This is a genomic window from Asanoa hainanensis (genome assembly GCF_900188485.1).
GTDB classification, from domain to species: Bacteria; Actinomycetota; Actinomycetes; order Mycobacteriales; family Micromonosporaceae; genus Asanoa; species Asanoa hainanensis.
Genome location: NZ_FZPH01000005.1, coordinates 429,072 through 441,729, shown reverse-complemented (window position 1 = coordinate 441,729; position 12,658 = coordinate 429,072). Strand labels below are relative to the sequence as shown.

General features: G+C 69.0%; 12 protein-coding genes. 11 read left to right on the top strand and 1 reads right to left on the bottom strand.

All coding sequences use genetic code 11. The features are described from left to right. Positions 1–119: 119 nt before the first annotated feature. The 11 genes from CHC05_RS16035 (at position 120) to CHC05_RS40735 (ending at position 12,172) form a co-directional block, all read left to right on the top strand. Positions 120–2,294: an Agd3-related carbohydrate-binding protein gene (locus CHC05_RS16035; RefSeq protein ID WP_089249429.1), complete on the top strand. Its 2,175-nt coding sequence runs from the start codon at positions 120–122 to the stop codon at positions 2,292–2,294. An 11-nt stretch (positions 2,295–2,305) separates the two neighbouring features. Then, a complete protein-coding gene (gene pelF, locus CHC05_RS16030) occupies positions 2,306–3,943 on the top strand; it encodes a GT4 family glycosyltransferase PelF (RefSeq protein WP_245870886.1) in 1,638 nt (545 codons plus the stop codon). Next, positions 3,940–5,457, top strand: coding sequence for a hypothetical protein (locus CHC05_RS16025; RefSeq protein WP_089249425.1), 1,518 nt, complete (start codon positions 3,940–3,942; stop codon positions 5,455–5,457). The genes pelF and CHC05_RS16025 overlap by 4 nt, the downstream gene beginning before the upstream one ends. After that, entirely contained in the window at positions 5,457–6,203 is a 747-nt protein-coding gene (locus CHC05_RS16020; RefSeq protein WP_342745644.1) for a sugar phosphate nucleotidyltransferase, read from the top strand. Before CHC05_RS16025 ends, CHC05_RS16020 begins: the two co-directional genes overlap by 1 nt. Beyond that, entirely contained in the window at positions 6,200–7,084 is an 885-nt protein-coding gene (locus CHC05_RS16015) for an NAD-dependent epimerase/dehydratase family protein (protein WP_179266206.1), read from the top strand. Before CHC05_RS16020 ends, CHC05_RS16015 begins: the two co-directional genes overlap by 4 nt. Before the next feature lie 3 nt (positions 7,085–7,087). Next, positions 7,088–8,047, top strand: a complete 960-nt coding sequence (locus CHC05_RS16010; protein ID WP_089249423.1) for a glycoside hydrolase family 191 protein — start codon at positions 7,088–7,090, stop codon at positions 8,045–8,047. A gap of 20 nt (positions 8,048–8,067) precedes the next feature. Beyond that, on the top strand, positions 8,068–9,381 hold the full coding sequence (locus CHC05_RS16005; protein ID WP_089249421.1) for a nucleotide sugar dehydrogenase: 1,314 nt from the start codon (positions 8,068–8,070) through the stop codon (positions 9,379–9,381). Beyond that, positions 9,378–10,343 (top strand): NAD-dependent epimerase/dehydratase family protein, encoded by a 966-nt coding sequence (locus CHC05_RS16000; RefSeq protein WP_089249419.1) that lies wholly within the window; start codon positions 9,378–9,380, stop codon positions 10,341–10,343. The genes CHC05_RS16005 and CHC05_RS16000 overlap by 4 nt, the downstream gene beginning before the upstream one ends. Then, positions 10,340–11,038, top strand: a complete 699-nt coding sequence (locus CHC05_RS15995) for a hypothetical protein (protein WP_245870884.1) — start codon at positions 10,340–10,342, stop codon at positions 11,036–11,038. Before CHC05_RS16000 ends, CHC05_RS15995 begins: the two co-directional genes overlap by 4 nt. A 269-nt stretch (positions 11,039–11,307) precedes the next feature. Beyond that, positions 11,308–11,823, top strand: coding sequence for a hypothetical protein (locus tag CHC05_RS15990; RefSeq protein ID WP_144022614.1), 516 nt, complete (start codon positions 11,308–11,310; stop codon positions 11,821–11,823). 13 nt (positions 11,824–11,836) lie between these two features. Next, on the top strand, positions 11,837–12,172 hold the full coding sequence (locus CHC05_RS40735; protein ID WP_144022613.1) for a hypothetical protein: 336 nt from the start codon (positions 11,837–11,839) through the stop codon (positions 12,170–12,172). 46 nt (positions 12,173–12,218) lie between these two features. On the opposite strand, the gene CHC05_RS15985 is transcribed toward CHC05_RS40735, so the two are convergent. Beyond that, positions 12,219–12,575, bottom strand: a complete 357-nt coding sequence (locus tag CHC05_RS15985) for a hypothetical protein (protein WP_089249415.1) — start codon at positions 12,573–12,575, stop codon at positions 12,219–12,221. Positions 12,576–12,658 lie beyond the last annotated feature (83 nt).

The window sequence follows — 12,658 nt, the reverse complement described above, 5'->3', positions numbered from 1 at the left end:
CGACTTTGGTTCGCGCATCATCCCGTACCGGATGCAACGCTATTCGCGCCGCGGAATTCAAGTCCGAAAATGGCCGCGCTTTGGCGACCGCCGCTGTCGAAATTGCTTGGAGAGTCAGCATGAGTGGGGTTGCGAGAAAATTCATCCATAGTCCGTCGGTACGCCTGGTGTCCGCCATCTGCGTACCGCTGCTGCTGCTCGCGGGTGCGACCCCCGCGAACGCCGGCCCGACGGCCAAGGCGGACAGCCACGAACACCAACACGGTGTCGTCCGCGGCGTCGTCGCACCGCCCCGCGCCAAGCCCGGCAAGCCGCTGCCCAAGGTCAGCGGCTCGGTCCGGGTCAACCGCGCGCAGGCCGCCGCACTTCCGCCGGCCACGGGCCTCAAGGGCCCGTCCCGCACCGTCACCGCCCTGACCGTCCCGCCCAAGTACCAGCTGCGCGCCCTCATCGTGGGCGTCGACGCGGCTGACTGGGGCGTGGCCACCTGGAAGCAGACCGTCGACCGGGTCGGTGCCTCGTACGACGTCCTCTATTCGAAGACCGCCCCGCTGACCGCCGCCGACCTGGTGCGGCCGGACGGCGTCGGCAAGTACAACGCGATCCTGCTGACGAGCAGCTCGCTGCTCTACGACGCCGGCGGCGGCAGCTTCGTCAGCGGCCTCGACCCCACCGAGTGGAACACGCTGTGGGCCTACGAGCGCGACTTCAACATCCGGCAGGCCGCGCTGTACACCAGCTACGGCACCTGGCCCGAGGACTACTGCCTCACCGCGTCGTCCGAGGTCTCGGTCGGTGACACCCCGCTCGCGGCCACGCTGCCGACGGCCGGGCAGGCGCTGTTCGACGACCTCAAGACCACCGCGACGATCAACATCCAGCAGTCGTACGTCTACAAGACGCGCATCGCCGCCGGCTGCAACGCGAGCGCCATCCTGCAGAGCGGCGCCGACATCCTCGGCGTGCAGACGAACTCCACCGACGGCCGGCAGCGCGCCGCGCTGACGTTCACGTCGAACCAGTACCTCATGCAGAGCAACCTGCTCGCGTACGGCCTGTTCCGCTGGGCCAGCCGCGGCATGTACCTCGGCAACCAGCGGCACTACCTCCAGGTCGACATCGACGACTGGTTCAACTCCGCTGACCACTACACCCTGCCGGACGGCGTCGTCGTGAGCGACCCGCCCTACGAGGTCTCGGGCCACGACGCCTACAACCTGCGCGAGAAGCAGAACGCGCTGCGCGCCGCGAACCCGCTGGCCAACACGTTCCGCTACAACCTGGCCTACAACGGCGCCGACGCGAACCTGCTGTCGAACACCACCTGTAGCCCCAACGGCGGCGTCGAGACGCTCACGTCCACGAGCCGCTGCCTGAAGAACGACTTCCGGTGGCTGAACCACACGTACACGCACCCGGAGCTGAACTTCACCACGTACGCGGAGAGCGCGGCCGAGATCACCCAGAACCGCACCCTGGCCTCGCTGTTCTCCATCTCGCAGCCGAACAGCGTGCTCAAGACGGGCGAGTACTCGGGCCTGGGCGTCTACAACCCCGACCCGAACGACGACACCGGTCCGCCCACCGACTACGGGCTGGCCGCGTCGAACCTCAACTTCCTGCAGGCCGCCCGTGACAACGGCGTCCAGTACGTGCACGGCAACATGTCGTTCGCCAGCCACGTGCCGTCGTGCTTCAACTGCGGCATCGACCACCCGCTCGAGCCCAGCATCATGATCGTGCCGGACTGGCCGACGAACATCGCCTACCACACGACCACGCCGGACGAGCAGACCCACTTCTACAACTCGTTCTACGGCCCGAACGGCCGGTTCCCGTTCTTCCCGGTCGACCAGACGTACGCGCAGATGCGGGACTACGAGACCAACGTGGCCCTGGGTCACGTGGCCACCGGCTCGATCTACGCGCACACGATGCACATCGCCAACGTCAAGGACTACGGCGCCGGCGAGACCCTGGTCACCGACTGGACGTCCACCGTGATGCAGAAATACTCGGCCCTCTACAAGGTGCCGTTACTCTGCCTCGACTGGGCGACGCTGGCCGCCAACGTCAAGAACCGCACCCGGCACGCGTCGCTGACCTCGGCGGGCGCCAACGCGGTCTACGACCCGGTGACCGGCACCATCACGGCCAGTTCGCCGACGGCGGGCCCGCTGATCATCACCGGTGCCAGCGCGGCCGGTTACACCACCTACGGTGCCGAGCGCACCTCGACCCTGACCATGACCGCCGGCGGCACGACGACCGTCATCGCGAGTCCTCGGTCATGAAAGTAGCGCTGGTGTCGGAGGGCACCTACCCGTTCGCCATGGGTGGCGTCAGTGTCTGGTGTGACCAGCTGATGCGCGGGCTCTCCGACTACCGGTGGGAGATGGTGGCACTCACCGTCGACAACTCGGAGCGGCCGGTTTGGCGGCTGCCCGAGAACCTCGACGCGGTGACATCGATTCCGTTGTGGGGCCCCGGCGGCGACCGCCGCCGGGGCGTCCCCCCGCCCGAGTTCACCGAGCCGTACCAGGAGTTCCTGCTGAGCCTGGTCACGCCGTTGGACCCGCGGCCGGAGCGGGCCATCCGCGAGAACATGCGGTTCCTCAACGCGCTGCGCGGGCTGCACCAGTACGCGGCGTCCGGCGGCGACCTGTCGGCGGCGATGATGTCGAACCGCGCGCTGGCGATGATGATGGACGCCTGGCACACGATCCAGGCGGACGGGCTGACCCTGGCCGACGCCACGCAGGGCGCCTGGTCGCTGGAGCACATGCTGCGGCCGCTGTCGATGCCGGCCGTCGAGGCCGACGTCGTGCACGCCTCGATGAACGGCCTGTCGATGCTGCCCGGCCTGGTCGCCAAGTGGACGCACGGCACGCCGCTGCTGCTCTCCGAGCACGGCATCTACCTGCGCGAGCGCTACATCTCGTACCTCGAGGAGGACACGCCGCACCCCGTGAAGGTGCTGATCCTCAACTTCTTCCGGTGCCTGGCCGGCGGTGCCTACCTGGCCTGCGACGCCCTGGCGCCGCACTCCAGCTACAACCGGCGCTGGCAGCTACGCAACGGCGCCGAGCCGGATCGCATGTGGACGATGTACAACGGGGTCGCGCCGGAGTCGTTCCCGCCTGCCCTGGAAGAGCCGCCGGAGCCGACGATCGTGTTCGCCGGCCGCATCGACCCGCTCAAGGACCTGCACACCTTGATCAGGGCGTTCGCCATCGTACGAGAGAAGCTGCCGGACGCCCGGCTGCGGATGTTCGGCGGCACGCCGCACGGCAACGAGGCGTACCACGACAGCTGCGTCGACCTGATCGAGGAGCTCGGCGTGACGGGCGCCGCGGTGCTCGAAGGGCGCATCGAGGACATGGTCCAGGCGTACCACAGCGGCAGCATCGTCGCCCTGACCAGCATCTCGGAAGGTTTCCCGTACACGGTGGTCGAGGCGATGGCGTGCGGACGCACAGTGGTCTGCACCAACGTCGGGGGAGTCTCGGAAGCTGTCGGCGACGCCGGGTACGTGGTCGCACCGCGCGACGCGGCAGCGGTGGCCGAGGCCTGCGTCCGGCTCCTCGACGACGCGGCCCTCCGGCACGAGCTGGCCGCCAAGGCGCGCAACCGCGTGCTCGAACGGTTCACGCTGGCCCAGTCGATCGACGCGTACCGCAACCTCTACGAGCGGCTGTCGAACCCCGAGCTCACCGCCGAGCCGGCGCCGGCCGAGTCCGAGAAGGTGTACGTGGGTCGCGTGGCCATCTCCCGCTATGTCGGGCGGGTCGCCCGCGAGATCACGGCCGACCCGGAGACGCCCGAGTCAGCCGAGCCGGTCGAGCCGGCCGCGTCCGACGCGCCACATGTCGGCCGCGCCGCCGCCCGCTACGTCGGGCGGGTCGCCCAGTCCGAGGTCGACTCCGCGGAGCAGGCCGCATGACCCTCACATCGGGGCAGCCGCGCGCGCCCATCATCGCCGCGGCCCGAGAGGTGGCGGCCGACGCCACCCTCGCGATCAACATCAGCGGCACGGCGGTCGCATCGCCGCCGGTGATCGAGGGCGTCGCCGTCACCGGCGACCCGCTGGACGCACTGGTCGACCGGGTCCGGGAGACGGCCGGTCGGGCGGTCGACGCCCTCCAGGTCGCGGCGCTGCTCGAGGCCGACGGGATCACCGACCGGGTGGCCCGGGCGGTGTTCGGCTTCACCGACGTGTTCTACCTCGCCGAAGAGGTGTTCCGCCGGGCCGGTGGCGGCGTGCGCCGGCTGCGGCCGGTGGCCGCGCCGCTGCGCGACCCGGGGCGGGCCGCCCGGGAGATCGCCCACGGCGCGCTCTACCTGCTGCCGGGTGCGCTGTTCCCGGCCGTGGCCGCCGTGATCGCGCCCCAGGTGCTGGTGGTCGCGCTGCTGGTGGCCGGCGTGCTGGGCTGGGTCTGGGCGGCCGGCGCGAGCTGGCTGGCCTTCCAGTGCCTCAACGTCGACGACGACCTGACCGCGGGCCGGGTGCTCGCCTGGTCCACGGGGATCGGCATGGTGGTCGCGGCCCTCGCCGGCCTCGGCGTGACCATGGCGGTCGGCGGCGGCGTCACCGCCGCCGCGCTCGTGCCGGGCGTCATGGCGTACCAGATGGCCAGCACCGCCCTGGTCTTCTACAAACTGGAGCTCTGGCTGGCGCTGCTCACGGCACCCGCCGCGGTGCTCGGGATCGGCTATCTCCTGGGCGACATCCAGCTCGTCTGGGCCCTGGGCACCGTGTCCGCGTGCGTCGGCGCCGCTCTCGCCGCCGGCATCTGGTTCGCGTTGCGGGCCGGCAAGGGGCGCACGGTCTCGGCGATCGGCGGGCCGCGCGGGCTGTTCCGCGGCCGGATCGGTCCGCTGGCCTGGGTCCTGCTCTACAGCGCGCTCGCCGCGGTGTTCCTGCTGCACGCCCAGGTCCCGTACCTGCTGTCGAATGTGGACGTCGTCCTGGTCGTGCTCGCTCTCATCGTGACCATGGGTGTGGTGGAGTGGCGGTCCCGCCGCTTCATGGAAGAGGCCCGGCGCCTGCTGACCCGGGTCCGCTACCCACGGGAGTTCCAAAGCCGGGTCTGGCTGCTGCTGGCCGGCAACCTGGCCGCGTGCTGGCTGGCGACAGCCGTGTTCGCGACGGCCATCTGCTGGGGGCTGTGGTCGTTCGGCCGACTCAGCCCCGACGCTCTGGCCATGGCCGGTGCGCAGATCGCGATGGCGGGCGCCTACCTGACGGCGTTCGTCCTCGCCGGGCAACTGCGCTACGGCTGGCTCTGTGGCTGCCTGACGGTGGCCATCGCGGCGAGCCTCGGCACGCCGCACCTCATCGGGGCGTCATCCGACGTACCCACGACCTTCTTCTATCTGGGCAGTGCCGTGCTGCTGCAGATCCTCCTGCTGGTGGGTCTTACTCCGGTGCTGGGCCAGGTCTCGCGCTACCGCTGATGAACTGGGGGTTCAACATGCATGCGGTGATCCTTGCCGGTGGAAAGGGTGTGCGCCTACGGCCGTACACGACGGCCTTACCGAAGCCCTTGGTTCCGATAGGCGAACGCTACGCGATTCTCGAAATCATCCTGCAACAGCTCTCCGACCAGGGCTTCCGGTCGGTCACCATCGCCATCAACCACCTGGGCCACCTCATCAAGGCGTTCGTCGCCGACGGACGCCGGTGGGGCCTGCGGGTGGACTACGTCGAGGAGACCGTTCCACTGTCGACGGTCGGGCCGCTGTTCGGCCTGACCGACCGCCTGCCGGAACGGTTCCTGGTGATGAACGGCGACGTGCTCACCGACCTGCACTACGGCGACCTGATGGAGCACCACATGCTGTCCGGTGCGCCGCTGACCGTGGCGACGTACACCCGGACCGTCAAGATCGACTTCGGCGTGCTGGGGCTGGAGAGCGGCCGGATCGTCGGGTTCACCGAGAAGCCCAGCTACCACTACCCCGTGAGCATGGGCGTCTACGGCATGTCCCGCCAGACGCTCGCTCCGTACCCGGCGGGGCTCTCGTTCGGCTTCGACGAGCTCATCCTCGACCTGGTCGGCCAGGGCTCCTACCCGTCGACGTACGCGTTCGACGGCTTCTGGCTCGACATCGGTCGGCCCGAGGACTACGACGAGGCCAACCGCACGTTCAACGAGCTCGAGCCGATACTGCTGCCCACGCGTGCCGGGGTGGCCGCATGAGGGTCCTGTTGTTCGGCGCGTCGGGCTTCCTCGGCGGCCGGGTCCGCGCGGCGCTGGCCGCCGTGGCCTCGGTCGACTGCCCGGGCCGCGCGCGCTGTGACCTGGTCGCCGCCGGGGTCGACGAGCTGACCGACCTGGTGCGCGCGTCGGCGCCGGACGCGGTGGTGAACTGCACCGGCCGGCTCAGCGGCAGCGGCTACGACCTTACGCTGGCCAACACGCTGGTCACGGCCAAGCTCATCGAGGCCGTCGCGGCGGCCGCGCCCGGCGCGCGGCTGGTCCGGCTCGGCTCGGCCGCCGAGTACGGCGTCGTGCCCGACGGCGTCGCGGTCTCCGAGACCGACCCGTGCGAACCGGTCAGCGAGTACGGCGCGAGCCACCTGGCCGCGACCCGCCTGCTCGGCCTGGCCACCGCCGCGGGCCGGGTCGACGGCATCACGATGCGGGTGTTCAACCCGGTCGGCGCCGGCATGCACCCGGACAACCTGCTCGGCCGGGCCGCCGTCCTGATCCGAGACGCCGCGCGCGACGACGCCGACCACGTGACGCTGGCGGCGCTCGGCGCGTACCGCGACTTCGTCGACGTCCGCGACGCGGCGGCGGCGGTGACGGCCGCAGTGACCGTGACCGACCCGGCGGCCCGGGTGTTCAACGTGGCCAGCGGCACCGCGGTGACCAGCCGCGAGGCCGTGGAGCTGCTCGTGAAGGTGTCCGGCTGGTCGGGCGAGCTCCGCGAACGCGGTCTCGGCCCGGCCCGCTCGGCCGCCGTCAACTGGATGCTCGGCGACGTCTCCCGCGCGCGGGCCGTGCTCGGCTGGCAGCCGGTGCATTCCCTCGGCGACTCGCTGTGGGACGTGTGGACCGGGGTCGGGGGGAGTTGACCGATGTGGGGTCGACGCATGCTGGCCTGCCTGGGCGTAGCCGTGGTGGTGATCACGGCCGTGCCGGCGTGCGCCGATGAGCCCGAGGTGACCGCCGCGTGCTCGACACAGGGACTGGACACGCCGGCCAAGGTCGACGCTTTGCCGGCGACCCGCGCGCGTACTCCCTGGACCTCGGTCAAGACCTGGCTCTACCAGCTCCAGGGATACAAGGGCGGCGGGCTCGACGCGGTCGCCGCCGCGCCGCAGGACCTCGCGGTGATCGACCTGGCCCGGGACGCCAAGTCGGACTTCTTCCGGGCCGACGAGATCAAGGCTGTCCGTGATTCGGGAAAGCGGGTGCTCGCGTATTTCGAGATCGGCAGCATCGAGGACTTCCGACCGGAATACCGGGCGACGCTTGACAACGGCCTGGTGCTCAACCGCTGGGACGACTGGCCGGAGGAGCACTTCGTGTGCTTCTGGGAAGAGCCCTGGTGGGAGATCGCGGTCCGGCCCCGCATCGACCAGGCGTTGAAGGCCGGGTTCGACGGCATGTACCTCGACACGCCCCTCGCGTACGAGGAGATCGATCTCGACCTTGTTCCCGGTGCCAGCCGGGAGAGCCTGGCCGCCGGAATGGCCGGGTTGATCACCCGGATCAGCGCGTACGCCAAGGCGCGCTCTGCCGATTTCGGTGTGTTCCCGCAGAACTCGCCGGAGCTGCGCCACCAACGCGGCTACACCGCCGCGATCGACGGAATCGGCATGGAGGAACTGTTCTTCCTCGCCACCGACAAGCCGTGCACCAAGAGCTGGTGTGCGGGGAACCTCGCCGAAACGCGCGCCCTGCGCGCCGCCGGCAAGCTCGTGCTCGCCGTCGACTACGCCGTCGACGCCGACAACATCCGCACCGCCAAGGACCGGTACGCCGCCGAAGGATTCGCCGGCTGCGTCACCGTCCGCGAACTCGACCGCCCCTAGTTCGAAGGAGCTACACCGTTATGCCCACGTCTGTTGGTGTCGTCGGGATGGGCTATGTCGGCCTCACCCTGACCGCCGCGCTCGCCCGCAAGGGCTTCGTCGTCCACGGCGTCGACGTCCAGCCCACCGTTATCGACCAGCTCAGCAAAGGCAAGCCCCACATCTTCGAACCGGGTGTGGCCGAGGCTTTCCAGGAGCACGTGGGCAGCTCCATCTTCGTCGCCGCCGACCTGCCGAAGTCCGGTGTGGACGTCGTCGTCATCTGCGTCTCGACCCCGGTCGACGAGCAGACCCACCGGCCGAACCTGACCAACCTGGCCGCCTCGGCCCGGTTCGTCGCCGAGCAGTGCGCCCCGGGCACCCTCGTGGTCGTCCGCAGCACGGTGCCGGTCGGCACCACCCGGCGGGTCGTGCTGCCCGCCCTGCGCGAGGCGTGGGGTGACAACGTGCACCTGGTGATGGCGCCGGAGCGCACGATCCAGGGCCAGGCGCTGCGGGAGCTCGTCGACCTGCCGCAGGTCGTCGGCGGCCTCGACGACGCCAGCCGCGACGCGGGCCTCGAGTTCTTCGGCGGGCTGGCCAACTCCCTCGTGCCGGTGTCCAACCTGGAGACCGCCGAGATGGTGAAGCTGTCGAACAACTGCCACACCGACCTCATCTACTCGTTCGGCAACGAGATCGCGCTCATCTCGGAGCGGCACGGCCTCGACCCGCTCGAGGTGATCCGCGCGACCAACCTCGACTACCCGCGGCCCGACCTGGCCAAGCCCGGCTACGTCGGCGGCGGCTGCCTGTCCAAGGACCCGTACATCATGATCGAGTCGGCCGGCGACCGGGAGCCGTTCCTGGTCGGCCGCGCCCGCGCCCTCAACGAGTTCCTGCCGACCCACGTGGCGACCACCGTCGTCGACCGCATCCGCGCGATCCGGGGCACGACGCAGGGCGCGCGGCTGGCGGTGCTCGGCTGGGCCTACAAGGGCTGGCCGGCCACCGACGACATGCGCGGCACCCCGATCGCCACGATGATGCCGGTCTTCGCCGAGGCGGGGCTCACGGTCCTCGGCCACGACCCGATGGTCACCGACGACGTGATCCGCCAGTACGGCGGCCTGCCGGTCAGCCTCGACAAGGCGTTCAGCGAGTCCGAGGCGGTCCTGGTCATCAACGATCACCCGGACTACCGGGCGCTGAACATCGACTCGGTGCTGGGCGCCACCCGCCCGGGGATCATCTACGACTCGTGGCGGATCCTCGACGAGGAGGCCATCGCGGCCGCCGGCGTGCAGTACGCGGGCATCGGCTACGCCCGCGGCGGCGCGGGGGTGTCGGCGTGAACGTCCTGCTGCTCGGCGGCGCCGGCTTCATCGGCCTGCACCTGGCCCGGCGCCTGCTCGCCGACGGCCACACCGTCACGATCGTCGACGACTTCTCCCGGGGCCGCGACGACAAGGACCTGGACGCGCTGCGGGCGCACCCTGGGGCCTCCATCCAGTCGGCCGATCTGACCTCGCCGGCCACCTGGGCGGCGTTGCCGCACGGCTGGGACCAGATCTACGTGCTGGCCGCGGTCGTCGGCGTCCGCAACGTCTCGAACGACCCGTGGCGTACGGTCCGGGTCAACACGCTGGTGGCGATGCATGCCCTGGACTGGCTGGCACCGGGCGACAAGGTGTTCTTCTCGTCGACCAGCGAGGTGTACGCGGGTGGGGTCGACGCCGGCATCGTCGCGGTGCCGACGGCGGAGGACGTGCCGGTCATGGTGCGCGACGTGACCGAGCCGCGGTTCGCGTACGCGATCAGCAAGCTCCTCGGTGAGGCCGGCTTCCTGCACGCTGCTGGGGCGCGCGGGTTTTCGGCGGTGGTCGGCCGTTTCCACAACGTGTACGGGCCGCGGATGGGCGCCGACCACGTGATTCCGGAGATGGCGATGCGCGCGATGGCGGGCGAGGACCCGTTCAAGGTGTGGGGAGCCGACCAGTACCGGGCGTTCTGCTACGTGGACGACGCGGTCGAGGCGATGCTGCGGCTGATGGCTTCGCCTGCCGCCGTAGGCCAGATCGTGCACATCGGCGACGACAGCCAGGAGACGAACATCGCGGACCTGGCGAAGCTGGTGCTGCGGTTGACGTCGCACGACGGGGCGTTGTCTCCTGAGCCGGCGCCGGCGGGCTCGGTCGCTCGGCGCTGCCCGGACCTTTCGCTGCTGCGCTCGCTGACCGGCTACCAGCCCGCGGTCGACCTCGAGGACGGTGTCCGCCGGACGATCGCGTGGTACCGGGACTGGCAGAAGCGATGATCCCTCACGACGAGGCCATCGGCTTCTACTACGGCGCCGGGCGTCTGGACGCGCTCCGGCGCTACCCCCGGGTGGTCCTCCAGTCGGAGTTCTACAGCGCGGAGGAGCTCAAGACCCTGCGGGACGCCGGCACGGAGCCGATGGGCTACCTGTCGCTGTCGGAGGACCAGGGCCCACCGGCGCCGTGGCAGCGGGCAGAGCGCAACCCGGACTGGGGAGGCGCGTTCGTCCACGTCGGACACCCGGGTTGGGTGGAGCACGTCGTGGGCCAGGCCAAGGCGGAGATGGCTTCGGGTTTCACCGGGCTGTTCCTGGACACGCTCAACGTGGAGCTGACGTATCCGGAGGACCTGCCACACCTGCTGGCCTTGATCGCGGCGATCCGAGAGGAGGCGAAACCGTCGTACATGCTGGCGAACCGCGGTTTTGGTCTCTTGCCACGGATGGCGGAGTTCGTGGACGGCATCCTCTTCGAGTCGTTCTCGGCCAGGTGGACGGACAACGGCTACGACGCGTGGCCGCCGGACGTGCTGGAGTACAACGCGCAGATCGCGGAGCAACTGCTGCAGTACGACGTCGACCTGTACGCGCTGGACTACGCGGACACGGACGGCCTGACGGAGTTCGCGCACCGCCGAGCGGGCCAGTTCGGCCTGTCGTGCTTCGTAAGCGACCGAGCGCTGTCGCGCATCTAGAGACATAGCTGGGGCGAGGCGGGCCCTGGCGTGGGTGACCGGCCGAGCCGCCGAACACGACGTTCGGCGGCTTGGTCGTCATCCCCGTTGACGAGAATCGAACGCGCACAGTTCGAAGGATGACGTGCGTGCCTGCTTAATTCGGCAATCCCCCGTACGGTGGATAGTGGTCCGATTCTCCCGCTCACAGCAAATATGAGTGCAGTTCTCGGCGTCGCGCGCCGTGTTAACGTACTGACGTCCGTGTGTGGACGAGGTGAGGACCGACCGTGGACGCCTGGGAAGTTGCGGGACGCGTCGCCGACGTTACTGCCGTCCCTGGACTCGTCACGGGCTTTATTATCACCTTCGTGCAACTACGGAAGACGCGCAACGAAGCCGCAGCCGCTCGTCAAGCATCCGAACTGTCTCAAGAGGCAATTAGCAGAAGTGGTCTGTTGGCTTTGGTGCCGCAGCTCGAAAGGGTAGAGGACGAACTGGCGGACGCAATCCGAGCGAACGATCGTGCACGCGCGCTCGGCCACTTGCTGACTTGGCGCAGAAAGGCCAGTCAGTTGCGCGGCCTTCTGGATGTCACCAGCCTCGGGAAAGAAAAGCTTCTGGTCTCAATCCAGGAATCCGTAACGCTCGCTGCGGAATCTCGGACGCTGATGCTTGGCGAGGATGAGGTCGATATGTTGGCCGTGTTAAAGGATGCCCTGACATCGATTTCTGCTGTAACTGACGAGCTGAGCGCGGTAGCTTCGGCTCAGGGTATTAAGTCGGGGGGCGGCGAGAATGGCTGACAGATTTGCGAGATTGGATGCTCTGATCGGCGTCCTCATTCGTCGCACGGAGAACGGCAGTCTTGACTGGAGGATGAGGCGATCATCGGTCAGCGAAGACAACTTCGTTTTCTCCACGTCAACAACCGAGTCGACGATAACTGTGAGGTCGTCCAGTCTGTCGGCGACGCTGGAAATCGCCAACAAAAACGGCGAGGTTGTTGAGAAGGTGGATAGTCTTGGCGCCGTCACAAGCACCACCCAAATTCCGGCACAACTCGCTATCCTGGTCAGACTTCTGCGAGCAAAATACGTTCGGATTGACCAACTTCTCGACAGAGTAATCGAGGAACTCGAGCGCGGTTCGTAGTCGAGTGGCACTGCCCGACCAAAGCGGGCCCGCCGCAGTCCCGCCCTCAGGGGCGAAGAGTGTTCTCCTGAGGGTCGAAGCAGACCAGCCCGTGCTCGGCCGCAAGCCGGGCAGCCCAATCGGACACCTCGTCGGCCATGCTCCAGCGCATCGGGAAGTACACGAGCGGTCCGGCGGCCTCGTCCATGAGCGGAGCCGTGGACCAAGGGCAGACGTCGTCGTTGTCGTCGTCCATGTCCGGGTAGCGGGCGAGCAGGGCATCGACGTAGGCGTGAATCCGCGCGGTGGGCGGTTGTACCTCGTCCGAGTCGATGTACTCGCGGTAGAGGGCCTCGAACACCTTCGCCGCAGCGGCGTCGTCAGAGGGCCGTTCGCCGTCCCAAACGGCCAGGTCATAGGTCACGGCGACGGATTGTGCCAGCCACCCCGGAACTGACCCCCGACGGCCCCAACTCCCGCTGGACCAGGTCGCCCTAGCGGGCTGCA

Bases quoted from the DNA above. Each gene is read 5' to 3' on its own strand.
- CHC05_RS16020 (WP_342745644.1), top strand. From the start codon at position 5,457: ATGAACTGGGGGTTCAACATGCATGCGGTGATCCTTGCCGGTGGAAAG.
- CHC05_RS16010 (WP_089249423.1), top strand. From the start codon at position 7,088: ATGTGGGGTCGACGCATGCTGGCCTGCCTGGGCGTAGCCGTGGTGGTG.
- CHC05_RS16005 (WP_089249421.1), top strand. From the start codon at position 8,068: ATGCCCACGTCTGTTGGTGTCGTCGGGATGGGCTATGTCGGCCTCACC.
- CHC05_RS16035 (WP_089249429.1), top strand. From the start codon at position 120: ATGAGTGGGGTTGCGAGAAAATTCATCCATAGTCCGTCGGTACGCCTG.
- CHC05_RS16025 (WP_089249425.1), top strand. From the start codon at position 3,940: ATGACCCTCACATCGGGGCAGCCGCGCGCGCCCATCATCGCCGCGGCC.
- CHC05_RS16015 (WP_179266206.1), top strand. From the start codon at position 6,200: ATGAGGGTCCTGTTGTTCGGCGCGTCGGGCTTCCTCGGCGGCCGGGTC.
- CHC05_RS15995 (WP_245870884.1), top strand. From the start codon at position 10,340: ATGATCCCTCACGACGAGGCCATCGGCTTCTACTACGGCGCCGGGCGT.